General features: G+C 70.8%; 16 protein-coding genes. 2 read left to right on the top strand and 14 right to left on the bottom strand.

All coding sequences use genetic code 11. The features are described 5' to 3' along the window. Nucleotides 1-9 precede the first annotated feature (9 nt). From AB1285_RS14990 to AB1285_RS14980, 3 genes are read right to left on the bottom strand one after another with little or no spacing between them, the layout of a single operon-like run. Nucleotides 10-1,845 carry a YhgE/Pip family protein gene (locus tag AB1285_RS14990; protein ID WP_370428184.1) on the bottom strand — a complete coding sequence of 612 codons (1,836 nt, stop codon included), beginning with the start codon at nucleotides 1,843-1,845 and terminating at the stop codon, nucleotides 10-12. Continuing rightward, the gene (locus tag AB1285_RS14985; RefSeq protein WP_370428183.1) at nucleotides 1,842-2,639 is read right to left on the bottom strand and encodes a hypothetical protein; all 798 of its coding nucleotides are present in this window, start codon (nucleotides 2,637-2,639) and stop codon (nucleotides 1,842-1,844) included. Before AB1285_RS14985 ends, AB1285_RS14990 begins: the two co-directional genes overlap by 4 nt. Next, nucleotides 2,636-3,262 (bottom strand): TetR/AcrR family transcriptional regulator, encoded by a 627-nt coding sequence (locus AB1285_RS14980; RefSeq protein ID WP_187662845.1) that lies wholly within the window; start codon nucleotides 3,260-3,262, stop codon nucleotides 2,636-2,638. Before AB1285_RS14980 ends, AB1285_RS14985 begins: the two co-directional genes overlap by 4 nt. Nucleotides 3,263-3,494: 232 nt before the next feature. Here AB1285_RS14980 and AB1285_RS14975 point away from each other — a divergent pair, with 232 nt between their 5' ends. Then, nucleotides 3,495-4,172, top strand: a complete 678-nt coding sequence (locus AB1285_RS14975) for a GntR family transcriptional regulator (RefSeq protein WP_365756750.1) — start codon at nucleotides 3,495-3,497, stop codon at nucleotides 4,170-4,172. A 42-nt stretch (nucleotides 4,173-4,214) separates the two neighbouring features. Here AB1285_RS14975 and argG read toward each other — a convergent pair whose 3' ends face one another. Continuing rightward, nucleotides 4,215-5,660 (bottom strand): argininosuccinate synthase, encoded by a 1,446-nt coding sequence (gene argG, locus AB1285_RS14970; protein WP_259954124.1) that lies wholly within the window; start codon nucleotides 5,658-5,660, stop codon nucleotides 4,215-4,217. A gap of 115 nt (nucleotides 5,661-5,775) precedes the next feature. Here argG and AB1285_RS14965 point away from each other — a divergent pair, with 115 nt between their 5' ends. Continuing rightward, on the top strand, nucleotides 5,776-6,483 hold the full coding sequence (locus AB1285_RS14965; protein ID WP_259954122.1) for a ZIP family metal transporter: 708 nt from the start codon (nucleotides 5,776-5,778) through the stop codon (nucleotides 6,481-6,483). 18 nt (nucleotides 6,484-6,501) lie between these two features. Here the strand turns inward: AB1285_RS14965 and AB1285_RS14960 are convergent, their stop codons facing one another. From AB1285_RS14960 to AB1285_RS14915, 10 genes are all read right to left on the bottom strand, one after another. Beyond that, nucleotides 6,502-6,909: a pyridoxamine 5'-phosphate oxidase family protein gene (locus tag AB1285_RS14960; protein WP_187662849.1), complete on the bottom strand. Its 408-nt coding sequence runs from the start codon at nucleotides 6,907-6,909 to the stop codon at nucleotides 6,502-6,504. Between the two features lie 87 nt (nucleotides 6,910-6,996). Further along, nucleotides 6,997-7,695, bottom strand: coding sequence for a phosphotransferase family protein (locus AB1285_RS14955; RefSeq protein WP_370428182.1), 699 nt, complete (start codon nucleotides 7,693-7,695; stop codon nucleotides 6,997-6,999). A gap of 24 nt (nucleotides 7,696-7,719) precedes the next feature. After that, nucleotides 7,720-8,823 carry a DUF4064 domain-containing protein gene (locus AB1285_RS14950; protein ID WP_370428181.1) on the bottom strand — a complete coding sequence of 368 codons (1,104 nt, stop codon included), beginning with the start codon at nucleotides 8,821-8,823 and terminating at the stop codon, nucleotides 7,720-7,722. Then, the gene (locus AB1285_RS14945) at nucleotides 8,817-9,566 is read right to left on the bottom strand and encodes a hypothetical protein (protein ID WP_187664061.1); all 750 of its coding nucleotides are present in this window, start codon (nucleotides 9,564-9,566) and stop codon (nucleotides 8,817-8,819) included. The genes AB1285_RS14950 and AB1285_RS14945 overlap by 7 nt, the downstream gene beginning before the upstream one ends. A gap of 126 nt (nucleotides 9,567-9,692) precedes the next feature. Then, a complete protein-coding gene (locus AB1285_RS14940) occupies nucleotides 9,693-13,232 on the bottom strand; it encodes a PKD domain-containing protein (RefSeq protein ID WP_370428180.1) in 3,540 nt (1,179 codons plus the stop codon). A gap of 216 nt (nucleotides 13,233-13,448) precedes the next feature. Continuing rightward, nucleotides 13,449-14,501 carry a vWA domain-containing protein gene (locus AB1285_RS14935; protein ID WP_370428179.1) on the bottom strand — a complete coding sequence of 351 codons (1,053 nt, stop codon included), beginning with the start codon at nucleotides 14,499-14,501 and terminating at the stop codon, nucleotides 13,449-13,451. Next, nucleotides 14,498-15,484, bottom strand: coding sequence for a VWA domain-containing protein (locus tag AB1285_RS14930; RefSeq protein WP_370428178.1), 987 nt, complete (start codon nucleotides 15,482-15,484; stop codon nucleotides 14,498-14,500). The genes AB1285_RS14935 and AB1285_RS14930 overlap by 4 nt, the downstream gene beginning before the upstream one ends. After that, entirely contained in the window at nucleotides 15,475-15,963 is a 489-nt protein-coding gene (locus tag AB1285_RS14925) for a hypothetical protein (RefSeq protein WP_370428177.1), read from the bottom strand. Before AB1285_RS14925 ends, AB1285_RS14930 begins: the two co-directional genes overlap by 10 nt. Then, nucleotides 15,950-16,837 (bottom strand): DUF58 domain-containing protein, encoded by an 888-nt coding sequence (locus AB1285_RS14920; RefSeq protein ID WP_370428176.1) that lies wholly within the window; start codon nucleotides 16,835-16,837, stop codon nucleotides 15,950-15,952. Before AB1285_RS14920 ends, AB1285_RS14925 begins: the two co-directional genes overlap by 14 nt. Before the next feature lie 31 nt (nucleotides 16,838-16,868). Then, nucleotides 16,869-17,876, bottom strand: coding sequence for an AAA family ATPase (locus AB1285_RS14915; RefSeq protein ID WP_370428279.1), 1,008 nt, complete (start codon nucleotides 17,874-17,876; stop codon nucleotides 16,869-16,871). Between the last annotated feature and the right edge of the window lie 120 nt (nucleotides 17,877-17,996).

Below are 17,996 nucleotides of genomic sequence, written 5' to 3'. Positions count from 1 at the left end.
GCGGGAGGGTCAGCCGATGAGGCTGGGCTGCAGATCGCGCAGCGTGCGGCGGTGCGTCATGCGGGTGACACCGATCATCGCCAGCAGCAGGGCCCCGACGAGCCAGGCGCCCAGCACAGCCAGGTCCCAGCCGGCTCTCGCGTAGTCCCCGCCGTACATGAGCTGGCGCATGGCATCGACGACGTAGCCGAGGGGCAGCACGTGGTGCAGCGCGGCGAGGGGAGCGGGCAGTGTCTGCCAGGGGAACGTCCCGCCCGCTGTGACGAGCTGCAGCACCATGAGCACGAGGCCGAGGAACTGCCCCACGGACCCGAGCCAGACGTTGAGGGCGAGGATGATCGCGGCGAACGTGGCCGAGGCGAACATCATCACCCCGAGCGTGCCGAGCGGATGATCGAACGTGAAGCCGAGCGTGAGTGCCAGGATCCCCATGAGGCCGAGCATCTGCACCGCGCCGAGCATCGCCGGCGTCAGCCAGCCCGCGAGCGTGATCCGGATCGGGGAGTGCAGCGCCGTGACGGCCCGGCGGGAGATCGGCTTCACGATGAGGAACAGCGCGTAGATGCCGATCCACGCGGAGAGGGCGGCGAAGAACGGGGCGAGGCCGGCGCCGTAGTCCTCCGCGGAGGCGACCTTGTCGCTGGAGACCTTCACCGGGTCTGCGATCGTGTCGGCCTGCAGGGAGCGCAGGTCGGGGGTGGAGGCGGGGATCGCCTGCACACCGTCGGCGAGCCCGTCCCGCAGCTCCGCGGTCCCGGAGGACAGTGTCTTCAGGCCATCGCGGAGCTGGGCCGCGCCCGAGTTCGCCGCGGCCGCGCCCGTCGCGAGGGTGCCGGCGCCGCCGGCGAGCTCGCTCGCCCCCGATGCCAGCGAGGCGGAACCGGCGGCGAGCTGGTCGACCTTGCCGACGGCGTCCTGCACCTGCGCGTTGCCCTCCTCGATCCGGGTTCCGAGCGGATCCAGGCGGGCGAGCACCTCGTCGATCTCCTCGGGCGCGAGTCCCTGCTCCGTCAGGAGGTCGGCGATGTCCGAGCGCACCTGCGGCAGCGCGTCCGTCGCTTCCTGCACCGCGGCTCCGGCCCGGTCGGCGACGTCGGCGAGCTGGCGGTTGCCCGCGCTCACCTGCTGCGCGCCGTCGGCGAGCGTCCGGGCCCCGGAGGCGAGCTGCGCGGAGCCGTCGGCGAGCTTCGCCGTCCCGTCGGCGAGCGTTGCACTCCCGGAGGCGGCGCTGCGCGCGCCGTCGACGAGCTGCGTGGCGCCGTCGGTCGCGGAGACCAGGTTGTCGCGCACGTCGCTGAGGCCGGTCAGCAGTCGCTCCGCGGCCTCGCTGCCGACCATCTCGGCGACGGAGCTGCGGATCTTCTCGACGGCCTGCGATCCCATCGACGACGCGAGGTAGTTGTTCGCGTCGTTGGTCTCCAGCTCGATCCTGGCCTGGTGCGGGTCGTCGCCCGCCGCGGAGGTGAGGGCGGTGGAGAAGTCGGCCGGGATCGTCACGGTGAAGTCGACCGCGCCGTGGCGCAGGGCGTCGGCGGCTTCGTCCTCGGTCATGCGCTGCCAGTCGAACGCGTTCCCCTCGATCAGGTTCTCCGCCACGTCCTCCCCGTAGTTGACCGTCTCGTCGCTCGCCGGTTCGGTGCCGGTCGTGGGGGCGGGAGCGCCCTCGTCGTCGACCACCAGGGCCACGGGGACCTCGGAGAACTTCGCGTACGGATCCTGGTTCGCCCAGAGGTAGAGGCCGCCGTAGAGGATCGGCACGCAGATGAGGGCCACGAGGGCGAGGATGCCCATCCGGCTCGCGGTCAGGCGGCGGAGTTCGGCGGCGATCATGGCGGGGACCTTCATCGCGCTTCTCCTTCCTCGTCGGACGGGGCGTCGTCCTCGGACGGTACTTCGTCCTCGGACGGTACTTCGTCTTCGGTCAGCGGTTCGTCTTCGGTCAGCGGTTCGTCGTCGGTCACGGCCTCGTCGTCGGTCACGGCCCCGTCGTCGGGACGCTCGAGGACCAGCGGCTCGACGGGACCGGACGCGTTGATCGCGTCGAACTCGTGCATGCGCTCGAGGGCGACGGCGGCGGAACCGCCGACGATCACGAGCATCGCGTACCCGCGGTCCGCGAACTCGGCCGCGATGCGCCACCATCCGTCCGGGCTGCCGCCGTGGCGATCCGGGGCGACGAGGACGATGCCCTCGACGCCCTCGCGGAGCACGGCGAGCTCGCACAGGATGCGCACGCGGGCGGCCGGGTCGACCGAGCCGATGGGGACGGAGGCGAGCTCCTGGTATCCCACCCGGCCGAGCCAGCGTCGGGCGTGGAGCGGGGTCGCACCGCGCCCGGCGAACATCAACTCCTCACCGACCACCCCGGCGAGGGTGATGTCCGGATGCGGGTCGCTGACGTCCGGGGCGTCGACGAGGGCGACCCGGCGACGCAGTTCCTTCGGGCTCGCCGCCGCATCGATGGTGACGCGGCCCGTGTCCGGGCGCATCCGCCCGCTCGCGATGAGGCCGAGCACGGTCGGCCGCTGCTCGGTCTCCGCGAGCGCGTAGCGGACCGCGCCCGAGTGGAACTCGAGGCTCATGGAGGGAAGAGCCTGTCCGGCGCGACCCTTGCTGACATCGTGCAGTGTGATCCTCATGCGCGGACCTCCTGGTCGTCGGCGGTGATGTCCGGGTGAGAGGAGAGCAGCTCGTCCGCCTCGCGCCAGGAGAGTCCCGCGATGCTGAGCACGGCCCGGACGGCGACGTCTCCGGCGCCACTGCTCTGCGCGTCGGTGCGGGAGACGACCGTGCGCGCCATCTCCTCGATCAGTCGGGCGAGCGTGGGGGCGGCGAGATCCGTGCGGAAGCTGCCGTCCTCCTGTCCCCTCCGCACGAGGGCAGCGACGCTCCGGCGCAACGGCGCGAGGGCAGCGGCGGTGTGCTCGACGTGCGCCTCGTCGAGGGCGAGCGCGGCGGCGACCTGGATGTGCGCCGCCTCCTCCCAGAGCCGGGCGGCCAGTCGGGCGAGGGCGAGGCGGGCGTCGGGGTCGTCGATGGAGGCGGCGATGGCATTGAAGCGCTGGGCGCCGGTGGAGACGAGTTCGCGGATCAGGGTGTCCCGATCCTCGAAGTGTCCGTAGAGGGTGCGGCGCGACAGGCCGGCGGTCCGGGCGATCGCGTCGAGGGAGGCGTGCGGGTCGGAGGCAAGGGCGCTGCGAGCCGCGGACAGGATGCCGGCGCGGTTCTCTGCAGCGTCGCGACGGAGGGCGCGAGTGGTCATCCCTCCATGGTAATAACATGCACAGCACTGTGCAAGATAACTCAGCAACCTCGCAGCGTACCGACCGCGAGGCAGGGCGCCGAGGCTCCTCCGGGGAAGGTCGTGTTATGTTACGCGTCGCGCTTCGGCGCATTCTCAGTGGAGAGACCGGTCCGGACCGGGGCTCCGGCGGGATCGGTCCATGCAACGGCGGGGGGACGCCATGATCGAGAAGAAGGATGATGCACGCGCGGTGAGCGGGACATCGGCGGGAGGGGATCGGCACGGCGGCCTGCAGGGCAGGCTGACGGATGCGATCGTCTCGGGGGCGCTCGCGCCGGGCACGCGGGTGGACGAGCGGGGGCTCGCAGCCGCCCTCGGTGCCGCGCCGGCGGATGTCCTCCGTGCCCTGGACGGCCTCGCCGCTGTCGGACTCATCGCGGTGCGCCGCGACGGCACCCGGTGGGTGACCGCCTTCGACGGCGACCGCGCGCGCGACGTGGTGGCCCTGTTCGGCGACGTCTGGATCGGCTCCGTCCGACGCACGATGGCAGTGCTCCACGCGGACGACCTCGACTACCTGGACGAGCTCGTCGAGGACGTGGCACTGGCGGTGCGGTGGCGGGACGGCTCCGCGTTCGGCGACGGCCTGCGCGCTCTCGCGGTCGCCTTCGCGTGGATCGAGGGCAACGCGGAGCGGGCCGAGCTCGTCGGGAGCCTGGGGACGCTTCTCGCGTGCGTCGCCCGTCGCGCGGGGAGTGTCTTCGACTGGTCGGACGTGCGCGCCGCGGTCGTACGGATCGCCGTCGTGCTGCCGGGACGCGACGCGGCGGCGATGCGCACCGCCCTCATCGCGCTGTTCGACGACGTGCTGCCGGGGATCGTCGACCGCGCCGTGGCGCCGGCGCATCCGCTCGCCGCGGCGTCCTGATCACGGGGGCGGGTGCACGGTCGCCCGCGGCGCCCCGTGCGCTCAGTCGGTGCCGGAGTCGAAGGCCGCGCGCTCGGAGGCCGTGTCGACCGCGTCGGCGAGGTTCTCGTCAGCCTCCGAGATCGAGCCGTGCACGGACTCGGTGATCTCGGCGGACTCGCCGGCGGTCACACGGCCGACGAGCTCGCCGGTCGCGCCGCCGACGAGGCCGAGGCCCGCGTACTGCTCCAGGCGCGCGCGGGAGTCGGCGATGTCGAGGTTGCGCATCGTGAGCTGGCCGATCCGGTCCACCGGGCCGAACGCGGCGTCGCCGACGCGCTCCATCGACAGCTTCTCCGGCCCGTATGACAGGTTCGGGGAGACCGTGTCGAGGATCGTCCAGTCGTCGCCGCGGCGCAGGCGGATCGTCACGGTGCCCGAGATCGTCGAGCCGACCCAGCGCTGGATGGACTCGCGGAGCATGAGCGACTGCGGCTCGAGCCAGCGTCCCTCGTACATGAGGCGACCGAGGCGCCGGCCCTGCTCGTGGTAGGTCGCGAGGGTGTCCTCGTTGAGGATGCCGTTGACGAGGCGCTCGTACGCGATGAAGAGCAGCGCCATGGCCGGGGCCTCGTAGATGCCGCGGGACTTCGCCTCGATGATGCGGTTCTCGATCTGGTCGCTCATGCCGAGGCCGTGGCGACCGCCGATCGCGTTCGCCTCCTGCACCAGGGCCACCGGGTCGCTGAACTCGACGCCGTTGATCGCGACCGGACGGCCGCCCTCGAACGTCACCGAGACGTCCTCCGCCTCGATGGCGACGGACGGGTCCCAGAACTTCACGCCCATGATCGGGTCGACGGTCTCCAGCGAGACGTCGAGGTGCTCGAGCGTCTTCGCCTCGTGGGTCGCGCCCCAGATGTTGGCGTCCGTCGAGTACGCCTTCTCGGCCGAGTCGCGGTACGGGAAGCCGTGCGCGACGAGCCACTCGCTCATCTCCTGGCGACCGCCGAGCTCGGTGACGAAGTCCGCGTCGAGCCAGGGCTTGTAGATGCGCAGGCGGGGGTTGGCGAGCAGGCCGTAGCGGTAGAAGCGCTCGATGTCGTTGCCCTTGTAGGTCGAGCCGTCGCCCCAGATGTCGACGCCGTCCTCGCGCATCGCACGCACGAGCAGCGTGCCGGTGACCGCGCGGCCGAGGGGAGTGGTGTTGAAGTAGGTCTTGCCGCCGGAGCGGATGTGGAAGGCGCCGCAGGAGAGCGCGACGAAGCCCTCTTCGACGAGCGCCGTCTTGCAGTCGATGAGACGAGAGGCCTCGGCGCCGTACTCCAGCGCGCGGCCGGGGATGGAGGCGATGTCGTCCTCGTCGTACTGGCCGAGGTCGCCCGTGTAGGTGAACGGCACGGCGCCCTTGTCGCGCATCCACGCGACGGCGACGGAGGTGTCGAGTCCTCCGGAGAAGGCGATGCCGACGCGCTCGCCGACGGGCAGGGACTGGAGGACCTTGGACATGGCTCCCAGTCTATCGGCGCGCGACCCACCCCCTTTCGTGTGTTCCGGCCCCTTTCGGACGCACGCAGAGGGGTGGCTCGCGCAGAAAGGGGTGGGTCGGCGGGAAGATGGGCGCATGGGTGGAGCGATTCTGTGGGGAGCCGTCGCGGCGGCTCCGCTGTTCGTCGGCGCGGTGCTCGCGATGCTGCGCACGTGGCCGCCGCGGTGGCTGGGCATCGTGCTGGGCTTCGGCGCCGGAGCCCTGATGGCCTCCATCGCCTTCGAGCTCTGGGAGGAGGGGCTCGACCGCGGTGGTCCGATCCCCCTCGTCACCGGCGTCGCGCTCGGAGCCCTCAGCTACTACATCGCCGCCCGCATCCTCGACGCCAGAGCCGCCAGGAAGAAGGGCGAGGCCGGGGGAGGCCAGCTCGCAGTGGGGGCGCTCCTCGACGGGATCCCGGAGCAGCTCGTGCTCGGCATCGGTCTCGCCTCAGGGGAGCCGGTGAGCATCGCGCTCGTCGTCGCCATCCTCGTCTCGAACCTCCCGGAGTCCATCGGCTCCGCCGCCGACCTGCTCGACGGCGGCATGCGACGGAGCAGGGTGCTGCTGCTGTGGGCCGGGGTCGCCGTGCTGTGCGCGGCGGCCACCGTCGCCGGATTCGCCCTGGCGAGCGTGACCGGCGAGGTCTTCCGCTCCGGGGCGAGCGGTTTCGCCGCGGGCGCGCTGCTCGTCATGCTGGTGGATTCGATGGTCCCGGAGGCGCAGTCGAAGGCGAAGGAGTCCACGGGGCTGGCGACCGTCCTCGGATTCGCGCTCGCCGCGGGCCTCGCCTTCGCCTCCTGAACGGGACGGCGGGCGCGTTCAGACCCCGCTGGTGCGGGGGTCGCGGCGGACGCTGCGTCCGGTGATGCGCTCGATGCGGAACGACAGCGGGAGATCACGGTCGTCTCCGGCCCACGGGTGCACCCGCGCCGCCGCCCCAGCCGCCTGATCCTCCGGAACCGGCGACAGGACCCCGTGCATCAGCACACTCCACCCCAGGCCGCCGATCGGATCGTGGTAGTCGACCTCGAAGGAGACCGTGGCCGCCTCGCGGGACAGCGCCGCCAGGTGGCCGTCCGGTGAGGTGCGCAGGAGCAGCTCGTGCCCCGAGACGACGAAGTTCACCGGATGGATCTGCACCAGGCCGTCGTCGACGAATCCGATCCGGCCCACCGTGGTGGTCGCCAGCAACTCGTAGGACTGCTGCTCATCGAGTTCGTTGATCATGCGGACACTCCCTCCCCCTGTGCGGCCAGTGTAGCCACGCCGCTGCCGATCATCGAGGGGATGGACCGGGAATCACCGGGTGAGGTGTCAGGCCGACCACCTCTCCAGGTCCGCGGTGAGCGCGGCGAGGTACTCCGGAGGGCCGGCTTCCGCGAACCACAGCCACAACTCGGCGGCGTGCACGGGGTACCACGCACGGACCCGGGCGGGATCCGCACCGTACCCGTCGATGAGCGCCCGCTCCGAGCGCGGATCCTTCCGCGCGGCTCCCCACGCGGCTCGCGCCAGCTCCCGCAGCGGATCGCCGCGGTGTGCGGCCTCCCAGTCCACGATCCCGGAGATGCGTCCGTGCTGCGCGAGCAGGTTGCCGTCCGTCCAGTCGCCGTGACAGAAGACGCTTCCGGACGAGGGTGGGATGAGCAGGGGGAGGCGTGGCGCCTCGGCGGCGCGATACCGCTCGATGATGGCCGCGTCGTCCGGCGCGGGAAGCAGGTCGTCCGGCGGTTCGAGCCGGTGCAGGGCGCGCAGCAGGGGTGCCGAGGCCCGGAGATCCGCGATCCGGACGTCGGCGTCGGCGTCGTCGAGACGGGCACCGGGGAGGGCGGTCATGAGGATCACGCCAGACCGCTCCTCGACCACCTCGGGCACGGGGAGCCCGGAGCCGACGAGCCGGCGAAGGGCCCGCACTTCGTTGAGGTGCCGCGCCGGATCGGAGAGGCGCTTCTCGACCAGCCGCCGCCCGCCGTGCTCGACGAGCCGCACCGTGCCGACCGCTCCCTGCCTCATCCCGTCATCCTCGCACCGGGCCGGTCACTCGAAGCCGGGGTAGTCCTGCAGCCGCTCCTCGAACTCCGCGCGGTCGTCCTCGCTCAGCACCTTGCCGGCGATCACGACGAGCTGGAGCCCCTCGATCGGTTCGCCGGTGCGCGCGCTCTGCGCCTCCCGCGAGCTGCGGAAGCCGCCGTCGGCATCGTTCGACAGGTCGTAGATGTTCGCGTAGAAGCGCAGCGGGTCGGGGTAGTTCTCCGTGTAGTACTCCCACGTCGTCTGCGTGCGAGGGTCATCGCTGCCGTAGAGCTTGGCGATCATGGACGGGTCGATGCCGGAGTTCGTCGGATCGTTGAACGAGTACAGGTTCCACAGGCCGTGGGACGCCACGACCTCGTCGATCGCCGCCATCACGTCGAGCTTGCGCGCGTAGCCCTGCACGGGCTGCTCGGTCGCCCAGGCCGCCGACGTGTACTCCGACAGCATCGACTCGCCGCCGTAGCCGTTCCGCTCCGGCCGGACATCCTCGTCGCCGACCCGGACCCACGTGAACCCGAAGTCCGCGGTGAGCCGTTCACGGATGTCGGTGAAGAGGGAATCAGCCTCCGCGCGCACCTCCTCCATGGACTGCTGGGTGAGCGCCTCCTGCGGGGAGGTGCCCTTGATCCCGGGGTAGGCCTCCGCGTGCCGCTGTTCCGCGGTCTTCACGCCTTCGTAGTTCCCGGATGCCGAGGTGCGCAGAGCGCTGAGTGCCCCCACGGTCGCGACGTTGAACAGGACGGTGAGGACGAGCGCGATGACCCCGAGCCGTCGTCCGCCGGGGGTGAAGAGCGCGGCCACGATCACTCCGAGCACCACGAGCTGCAGCGTGATCATCGTCACTCCGTACAGCAGGTCGGTGCCGCCGACCACGAGCGTGCCGAACAGGATCAGGGTGAAGAGGATCGCGGCGACCAGAGCGATCCAGCCGAGCGCATTCGTGGAGGTCTTCTTCTCCTCCGTGGGCAGCTGTGGATCGACCGGTGGCGTGAGGTCGATCGGCTGCTGCCGCCGGGCACCGCGGTAGCCCCCGGGCGGCGGGACGGGCGGGGCGCCCTCGGTACCGCCGACGTAGCGGGCGCGCTGCCGCTCGTGATCACTCACCATGGCCTGTCCGTCCCGGTGCCGCCGGGGTCGTCACCCTGTTGCTGGTCCCGCTCCTGCGTCCCCTGCTCGAGCTTGTCCTGGAGGTCCTGCAGCTTGTCCTCGGACGGCTGCGGTTCCTCCTGATCCTCTTGCGGCTCCTGCGGCTGCTGTTCCTGCTCCTGCTCCTGCTGCTTCTGCTTGAGGCGGTCCTCGGTGTTGTCCAGGGTGTCCGACATGTCGCGCTCGGGGTCGGGGGACTGCTGCTGCGCCTCGTCGCTGCGGCACTCCTCCGGGGTCTCGACCGTGACGGTCAGCGCCTCGCCGTAGAGGGCGGTCGCCCCGGCGCCATCGCCATCGGCCCTGGCGGCGTCGCCCATCCGCTCGATGACGAGAGCGAGGTTGATCCGGACCGGGCAGACCTCCAGGCCGGTCGCGAGGTCGAGGGAGCGCTCCAGCTCCGCACGGGAGGCGGGGAGCTCGTCGGCACCGGCCAGTGCGGTGCCGATGTTGTAGGGGGCCTTATACGGCTCGAACCAGTTCAGGACGTCCTGTCCACGCGCCGAGGCTTCGGAACCCGCGAAGTCGTCGACGACGTAGGCGGTGATGGCCTGGTGGGCGAACGCGTACATGCTCAGCAGTTTGCCCACGAAGAGCAGGGCGGCGAGGGTGAGCGGGATCGTCCCGATCGCGACCCACCGGCGGATGAGCCGGCGACGGCGGTTCGAGCGGAGGAGGGCTGCGGCGGGGTCGTCCTGCGCAGGCATCACGACCCACCTCCTCCCCTGTCGTCGGCGTCTGAACATCCTATCCGCGACGATCAGGCGCGACCCGCGTTCGCGACGAACGCCGGCCTCGTTCGAGGCCGGCGTTCATACGGTGGACCGATCCGATTACTCCGCTGCCCTGACGCGGAACGTGTCGAAGGACACGCCGAGCGGCGCGGTCGCGCTCGCGGAACGGCTGCCGCTCAGGCCCACACCACCCGCCGGCAGCGGGGTGGGGTCGCTCGCCCGCAGCTGCCAATCGGCGGGCTCCGCGGCGTCTGTGACCCAGAGCTTCGCGACGAGCGACGTCTTGTCCGTTCCGGTCACGGACGCCTTCAGCGTGTACGTGGTGCCAGGGGTGACCGTGACGCCGTTCAGTGCCCGGGTCGCGAGGACGGTGCCGTCGCGGTGCGCCACGAGCCAGACCGTGCCGTCAGGGCGAAGCCAGGCGCGGACGAGATACCGACCAGCGGACGAGTCGCGGGCGATGACCCCGATGTAGGAGCCTCCTGTGCTCGACGGCTGATCGATGCGGAAGGTCGTCTCCAATGCCGGATCCGGAACCGACGGCGCGTTCAGCGTCCCGTGGCGGGTATCGCCCGCGGCCAGCTTCAGCACGCCGGAGCCGTCGGCGACGCCGGCTGCGGCGGCCGATCCTCCCGTGATCTTCCAGGCGCCGCCCGTGAGGGCTTCGCCCCACCCGGGGCCGGCGGTCCGGTCGAACTCGTCGCTCGCAAGCGGCGCGGGCTCCGCCACCACGGCCTCCCGCGTGGTGGTCGCCGTGCCCCCGACGTCGTCCGTCACCGTGAGGGTGACCGTCCGCGTCCCGGCCGTCGGGTACGTGTGCGTCCCCGTCGCGCCTTCACCCGTCGTGCCGTCACCCCAGTCCCAGCGGTAGCTGCGGATGCTGCCGTCGGCATCGGTCGATGCCGACGCGTCCGCCGACACCGTCAACCCCGAGGCGGAGAGGGTGAACGAGGCCGTGGGCGGCGTGTCGGCGCCCTGGACGACGACCGATTTCGTGACCGAGCCCACGAGATTCTGGCTGTCGGTGACCGTGAGCTTGACCGCGTACGTGCCGGGCTTCGCGTAGGCATGCGACGGCGTCTTGCCCGTACCGGTCGTACCGTCCCCGAAGTCCCAGCGATAGTCCGAGATCGTGGTCGTCCCCGGCGGCACGGAGGTGCTCGCGTCGAAGGCCGCGGTGAGGCCGCTTGCCGTGGCCGTATAAGCGGCGACGGGGGCTGTGGAGCCATTCCCCACGCTGTAGTGGGTCTTGATCTGTCCCGCGGTCAGGCCATACGGGTAGACCGCGAACTCATCGACAGTGCCGACGAGGTGGGCATCGCCGGCAAGGTTGGCAGGGGCGGCAAGAGTCTTGGTCGGCTCATTCGCCCAACCCTTCAGCCTGCCACCGCCAATCTTCCAGAACCCGTTGAAGTCCTGCGCTGTGGTGACGTTAGGGAGCTGGCCGTCGAGCTTTCCGTCGATGAAGAGCTTCATTCCCTCGGGGCTCACCGACGCGACGACATGATGCCAGCGGTTGTCGTTGTATGCCGTCGCGGTCGTGAGCACTTTGGTGCCGTCGTTGTATACCCCGAAGTTCAGGCGGCCATTGTCTGACATGTAGACGGTTCGGTCGTAGTTCTTCGAGTAGAAGCCAGCGGCCGAACTCTCGAAGTCGAACAACACGCCGCCCGCGGTCGTCGAGGTCTGGAACCACATCTCGACCGAGAACGATGACGGCACCGCGGCCTTCGTGGTCGTGTCGACTCGTCCGGTCTCTGTCCCGTCGAGGGCTGTCGCCCCGGCCACGCCCTTCGGCACGCCTGATGACTGAGGCGTCGCTCCTGAGCGGATGAGCGGGCTGTTCGTACCTGCCACATCCTGCGCGACGGTTCCCAACGGGTAGTACAACTGGGGGCCGTCAGCGAGCACGGCGTTGGAGTAGGCAGGTGTGGACGCGGCCGCCGTGGCGATCGTCGTCTTGCTCGAAACCGTGTGGCCGTCGCTGTCCGTGGCCGTGAAGGTGTACTGCTGCTGTGCGCCGACCGGAGCCGTCGTGTCCTCGAAGCTGACTGCGGGCAGGTTCCACCACGTGGATTCCACCTTCGTGGTGAACAAAGGGGTGGTCGAGTCGGCGCGGCGCAACTCGTATGTGAGCGTGAGATCGTCACGGTCCCAGTTGGCGGGAATGGTGACCTTCACGCGCCCGGGGGTGAGCGAAGTCGCGGTCGGCACCCACTTGTCGCCGGAGAGGCGGGGGCCGTCCTTCGGGCCCTCTGGAGGGGTGGTCGAGAAGCGGACGAGTCCTTCGAACCGTCCGTTGTTGACGGAGCGGAACTCGCCGCCGATGGAGATCATGGTGCCGGTGCCGGTGATCGACAACCCGGCCTGACCGAGTCCTGTGGTGGTCCCGACCGCCCAATCGGGTGACCACGCGTACGGCGACGGGGCGGGCGTGCCGCCCCAGTCCTTGCGACCGGGCGCGGTCGGCGCGGGTGCCAGCGTTCCGCGAGCATCCGCCGTGTATGCCTCGGAATAGCGGTGTACGCGCGGAGCCTGCTCCGGGTGGAGTCCCAGAGTTTCGCATGAATGCGTGTGACTGGTGGTGTAGACGACCTTGCCGGTCGAGTACACGCCGTAGTGGTCGCCGAGGCAATCCGCGATCCAGCGCACCTTGCCTGTGCCGGCCTCGGCGGCGAAGGTACCTTCGAGGCTGCCGGTCGCGGCGTCGACGAAGCCCCAGCCGGTGCCGTAGACACCCGTCGCGTCGGTGGCGAGACCGAACGTCCCGGCCTTGCCGGCGTAGATGCCGGATCCGGCGCCGTTCTTGACGGTCTTGGCCAGCCCCCAGTCCGTGTTCAGCGCTCCGGTGGTCTTGTCCACGGAGGCGCTGCCGCGCATCTCGGTGTTGCCGTTGACCTGGGAGAAGCGTCCGCCGACGATCGTGTCCGCGCCGGCCGGGTCCATGACCATGGCATCGACCTGGAGGTCGGTCTGCGGAGCCCACGGTCGGAGGGCACCGTTGGTGGTGTCGAAGGCGGCCAGGTTCTTCCGCGGCGTGCCGTTGGCCTGGGTGAAGAGGCCGCCGGCGTAGACGGTCGTCCCCGACGTCGCCAGCGCGTAGACGCCGGATCCGCCGATGGAAGGCACGAATCCGGGGACGAGCTCGCCGCTCTTGGCGTCGATCGCGGCGATGTTCCAGCGGTCCTTGCCGTTGACCTTGTTGAACGAGCCGCCGATGTAGATCCGGGTGCCGTCGGGCGAGGCGGCGACGGCCTTGATCACGCCGTTGACCTTCGGCGCGAACGGCAGGAGCGCGCCCGTGTCGATGTTGTAGGCGAGCACGTTGGAGCGCGCCGTCAGCGCCGTCCCCGGAGCGGCCTTCGGCTCGCGCGCGTTGTCGAACTTGCCGACCGCGTACACGATCGAGCCGATCGTCGTCTGCGCCCAGACATACCCGTTGTCGATCTGCACGGTCGGGATCGGATCGGACGTGACCACGTTCTGATCCCGCTGCAACAGCGGAGGCAGGCCGCCCGGGGCTTCGGCGGCCACGGCAGCACCCCCACCGAGGGCGACCAGCCCCGCGGCGACCATCACCCCCGCGAGCGCTCCGGCCACGCCCGTGCGCGCGCGCTTCCAGACAGCACTGTTCCCCATGTGTGTTCCCCAGTCTTCTGATGGCCGACCCCACGTCGGCACGACATCGCCGGACGACCGGCCGCGAGAGCTTCCCCCAGAGATGCTCGTATCGCAGTCGTCCGCCTCGGCGAACCCCCGTCGAAGGCATAAGAGCCTGCGACGGGTAACACAATACCATCGAAAGGCGCGGCACACACGCCGTATCTGCAGGGAAGCCCGGGGCCTCGGGCGCCGTCAGGGGGTGTGGGGTGGAACCGACCGTCCGGCGCGAGGGACGCGGAGGCCGCGCAGCCGGGCGACCAGGATCGTCGCGCGGGTGAGCTCCACCGCGAGCGCGGCGAGGACGACCAGTGCGGCGACCCAGTACAGCTCGATCACGTTCCCCACCTCGCCGGCGTCGGCATAGGCGGTGGTACTCGACGGTGCGGCGGGGAGCGACGGGGCGACGCCCGCCTCCCGGTGCTCGTACTCGACGCCGAGCTGTCCGGCGATCGTCTCGAGGTTCCCCTCGTCGATGACGGAGAGTGCATCGGCACCCTGGTACTGGATGTACTCGGAGCCGTTCTGATCGAGGCCGCCCGTCGTCACGCGCATCGGACCGCCCTCGGCCGTCCCGTACCCGAAGACGGCTCCGGCGTCGGTGTAGCGTGCGCTGTCGGCGAAGGACTCCGGCGCGGAACCCGTCGTCTGCTCGCCGTCGCCGAAGTAGAAGACCATGCGCGAACGGTCCGGCGACGACTCCGCCGCGGCGGCGAGGGTCTCGCTCAGCAGCGGTGCGGCCACCCCGATGGAGCTGCCGCGCGACTGGCTCGTGACCTCGGGGCGCAGCACGTCCAGCGATCCGAGGAGGGCGGTGGTGTCGGTGGTCAGCGGAATCCGCAGCTCGGCCGCCGCATCCGAGGTGATCAGGGCGAAACGGGCTCCGGGGTACTCCTCCACGAGGGCCCGCACGTCCGCGCGGACGCCATCGAGCCGGGGAGAGCCGTCGTCCCAGTCCTCGGCGACGATGCTCGCGGTGGTGTCGACGACCAGCACGATGTCGGTGTCGGTCGCCAGCGTCTGCGTGGATCCTCCGGGGAGCCCCGGCCGCAGCAGCATCACGGCGCAGGCGAGGACCATCACGAGCCGCAGGGCCCACAGCGACCGGTGCGCGGCGAGAGCGCGTCGATCGGTCACGACCTCGCCGCCGACCCGCGGGGCGCGGACGACCATCCAGACGCCCACCGCGGCGACGCCGGCGCACAGCAGCAGGATGAGGAACACGGGGAGGACGGGCTGGAAGATCACAGGCGCACCCTCCACACCATGACGACGAAGCCGAGCGCGAGGACCGAGAGAACGGCGATCCACAGGTTCGGGGTGTCCGTCCAGACCACCTGCGCCTCGCCGCGCAGCGCCGTGGCCTCCTGCTTCTGCACCTCGTCGATGATGTCGCCGACCGTGGTCGTGTCACGGAGTCCGTACGCGGCGCCTCCCGTGGCCTCGGCGGCGGCCGCGAGCTCGGCGCTGACGTCGGCGTCCTTGCCCTCGACCGGGTTGATCGCGAACACCCGCACGTCCTGGGAGGCCGCATACGCCGCGGCCTCGTCGAGCGTCACGATCGAGGCGCCGTTGATCTCGTTGTCCGTCGCGAAGATCACCGACCGCGACCGGTCGTCGTCCGGGTGGTCGAAGCCCATGGTGCACGCCGCGAGCCCGTCGCCGATGAGGGAGGCGCCGTCGCCGTTGAGGGTGCCGAGCCAGTGCTCCGGGATCTCGTCCACGTAGTCGAAGCTCGACATCATGCTCGCGAGGTGCTCGCGGATGAAGTCGTAGTCGTCGGTGAGGGGGAAGATCTGCACGGGCGAGCTGTTGAAGATCGTCAGGCCGATGCGCTCCCCCTCGAAGCCGTCGAGCAGCTCGTCGAACACGGAGAGCACCTCGACGTCGACCTCGGACATCGAGCCCGACACGTCCAGACACAGCATGATGTCGCGGCTGGTGTCGACGGGCTGCACCGTCTGGGCGGACATCGGCCGTGCGGCCACGACGCCGGCGGCCAGTGCCGCTCCCGCGCCGAGAGCGAGCAGGCCGGTCAGGGCGACGGCGCGACGGGACAGCGCCTGACGGAAGGACGGGAGCGCCCGCAGCCGCTCCGCCCTGGCCACGCGGGCCGTGTCCGCCGCACGCCGGTCCCGATGGCGGCGCAGCCCCACCACGAGACCGATCACCACCGCGGCGACGACGACAGCGGCGGCGAGGACCAGCATCCAGACGTTCGCTAGTGCCATGCGCGCACCACCGTCCTGGCGGCTTCGGCTCCGGCGACCGGGTCGATCGCGGGCCCCCGCCGGAAGATGCTCGGATAGTAGTGACGACCCATCGCGTCGATGAGCGCCGGGTGGACGCCGCGGGACACGAGATCGTCGAGGGCGAGCACCGGTGCCTCCAGACCGCTGTACTCGTTGACGAACGTGCGTACGACGCGGCTCAGCTCCAGGTTAGCCTGCCGTGCGGAGAGTCGGCGGTCCCGGTAGTCGTGCTCGACGCGGTCGATGCGGTCGAGGTACTCCGAGCGCAGAGCGGACAGCACATCGAGCGTGGACGGCTGCCCGGCATCCGCGGACCCTCCGGAGGCGGCGGTGCGGGGGCGGGTGAGCCGGAACAGCAGCCAGGCGCCCACGATCAGCAGCGCCAGGACGCCGAGAGCGAGCAGCATCCATCCCCACCCGTACTGCGCCGGGGGGTAGAGCTCGTCAGAACCGGGCATCGGACCTCCGGTTCAACAGGTGCAGCAGCTGCGGAACGGCGTGGTCCTGACCGTCGAGCGCGGCGTGGCTGATCTCCATCCGTGTGAGCAGGTCGGCGAGCCGGGCGGCATCCGCCGCCCGCTGCGCGCTGAGCTCGTTCACGATCGTGCGGTCGCCCTGGACGAAATCGGGAACCTGCCAGAGGCTGTCGACGTCGGCGCGCAGCCGCGCGGACCGGTGATCGAGCACCGGTTCGGCGTCGCGCAGGGTGATCCAGAGCACGTCGTGCTGCACGCGCAGGCGGCGCAGCAGCCGCTCGGTCTCCGTCGTCACCGGGGCCTCGTCGGTGACGACGACGACGATCATGCGCCGCGCGATCGTCCGCGTGACGAAGGACAGCAGGGCGTCGCGATCGCTGGGGGCCGCCGCGTCGTCGACCGCGCGGTCGATCGTCCGCAGCGCGTGTTCGAGGGCGCCCTCGCTGCGCCCCGGTGCCAGGCGACGGACGCGGGAGGCGTCGCCGTAGACGACCGTGAAGTCGTCGCCGTGCCGGAGCGTCAGCACGCCGAGCGCTCCGGTCGCCAGGATCGCCAGGTCCTTCTTCGAGCGCTCGTCCGCGGCGAGAGCGGTCATGGAGCGCCCCGTGTCGACGACGAACATCACGGTGTGCATGCGCGTGGCCCGTGACCGCTTGACCAACGGCGTGCCGAGGCGGGCGGTCGCGCGCCAGTCGATGTCACGCACCTGGTCGCCGTACTCGTACTTGCGCAGGTCCTCGAAGTCGAGGCTCCGCCCGTGCAGCAGCGACGCATAGGCGCCGTCGAGCGCGTGCAGCGACTTGCGGTTCGAGTGGATGAAGAGCTTGCTCTTCACCTGCGTGATGAGGCTGGGCATCTGGCGCGGGGTCCGTGAACGTGTCGACGGGTCAGGGGGTGGGCACGGCGGCGAAGATCTGGTCGATGATCTCCTCGCTGCGGATGCCCTCGGCGTCGGCCTCGAACGTCAGCAGCACGCGGTGCCGCAGCACGAGGTGTCGCAGGGCGCGGATGTCCTCGGGAAGGACGTGGGTCCGGCCGCTGAGGAGGGCGAGGGCGCGCGAGGCCTGGAGGAAGGCGATGCTGGCCCGCGGGCTCGCGCCGTACTTGATGAAGCGGGCGCGCTCGTCCCCGATGTACGGCGCGGGATTCCGGGTCACGTACGCGATCGACACGATGTAGTTGCGGATCGCGGGGTCGACGTAGATGCGGCTCGCGACGTCCTGCAGCAGGTGCACGTCGTCCAGCGTGACGGCGCTGTGCACGTGCCGGTCGGGGTCGAGCACGCCCGAGTCGATGCGGCTGAGGATCTCGAACTCCTCCGCCGGGCTCGGGTACTCCACGATCTCCTTGAGGAGGAACCGGTCCATCTGCGCTTCGGGCAGCTCGTACGTGCCCTCCTGCTCGATGGGGTTCTGCGTCGCGATCACGAGGAACGGCTTCGGCAGCGGGTGGATCTCGCCGCCGATGGTGGTCTGGTGCTCCTGCATCGCCTCGAGCATGGCGCTCTGGGTCTTGGCGCTGGAGCGGTTGATCTCGTCGAGCAGCACGAAGTTCGCGTGCACGGGGCCGAGCACCGTCCGGAAGCTGCCCGTCGCGGCGTCGTAGATCTGGTTGCCCGTGATGTCGCTCGGCAGGAGGTCGGGCGTGCACTGGATGCGCTTGAACTTCGCCTTCACGGTGTCCGCGAGCGTGCTGGCGGCAGTGGTCTTGGCGAGGCCGGGCACGCTCTCGAGGAGGATGTGACCGCCGGCGATGAGCGCCACGAGCAGGCTGGTGCGCAGGCGCTCCTGGCCCACCATCTTCGCGGAGTACGCGTCGGAGATCGTCTGCAGCACGGAACCGGCGCGCGCCATCTCGGCGTCGGTCGGAGCGGCGGCGGGGGCCGCGGCGGCGATCGGCGCGGCGGACGCGGGCGGTGGCGGGGGTGCGGAGATCGTCGGCGGGGTCGGCGCGTCGGCGTCGGTCATCGGTCTTCGTCTCCCTCGGTCACACGCGGGCCCGCACGGCGCGCCCCT

It is taken from the genome of Microbacterium sp. NRRL B-14842, from assembly GCF_050470785.1.
This window is presented reverse-complemented; position numbering and strand designations above follow the sequence as displayed.

What these genes read in the sequence shown, in the direction of transcription:
- argG (WP_259954124.1), bottom strand. Translation starts at nt 5,660, where the DNA reads ATGTCCAAGGTCCTCCAGTCCCTGCCCGTCGGCGAGCGCGTCGGCATC.
- AB1285_RS14920 (WP_370428176.1), bottom strand. Translation starts at nt 16,837, where the DNA reads ATGCCCAGCCTCATCACGCAGGTGAAGAGCAAGCTCTTCATCCACTCG.
- AB1285_RS14955 (WP_370428182.1), bottom strand. Translation starts at nt 7,695, where the DNA reads ATGAGGCAGGGAGCGGTCGGCACGGTGCGGCTCGTCGAGCACGGCGGG.
- AB1285_RS14950 (WP_370428181.1), bottom strand. Translation starts at nt 8,823, where the DNA reads ATGGTGAGTGATCACGAGCGGCAGCGCGCCCGCTACGTCGGCGGTACC.
- AB1285_RS14980 (WP_187662845.1), bottom strand. Translation starts at nt 3,262, where the DNA reads ATGACCACTCGCGCCCTCCGTCGCGACGCTGCAGAGAACCGCGCCGGC.
- AB1285_RS14930 (WP_370428178.1), bottom strand. Translation starts at nt 15,484, where the DNA reads ATGGCACTAGCGAACGTCTGGATGCTGGTCCTCGCCGCCGCTGTCGTC.
- AB1285_RS14985 (WP_370428183.1), bottom strand. Translation starts at nt 2,639, where the DNA reads ATGAGGATCACACTGCACGATGTCAGCAAGGGTCGCGCCGGACAGGCT.
- AB1285_RS14990 (WP_370428184.1), bottom strand. Translation starts at nt 1,845, where the DNA reads ATGAAGGTCCCCGCCATGATCGCCGCCGAACTCCGCCGCCTGACCGCG.
- AB1285_RS14960 (WP_187662849.1), bottom strand. Translation starts at nt 6,909, where the DNA reads ATGATCAACGAACTCGATGAGCAGCAGTCCTACGAGTTGCTGGCGACC.
- AB1285_RS14925 (WP_370428177.1), bottom strand. Translation starts at nt 15,963, where the DNA reads ATGCCCGGTTCTGACGAGCTCTACCCCCCGGCGCAGTACGGGTGGGGA.
- AB1285_RS14965 (WP_259954122.1), top strand. Translation starts at nt 5,776, where the DNA reads ATGGGTGGAGCGATTCTGTGGGGAGCCGTCGCGGCGGCTCCGCTGTTC.
- AB1285_RS14940 (WP_370428180.1), bottom strand. Translation starts at nt 13,232, where the DNA reads ATGGGGAACAGTGCTGTCTGGAAGCGCGCGCGCACGGGCGTGGCCGGA.
- AB1285_RS14945 (WP_187664061.1), bottom strand. Translation starts at nt 9,566, where the DNA reads ATGCCTGCGCAGGACGACCCCGCCGCAGCCCTCCTCCGCTCGAACCGC.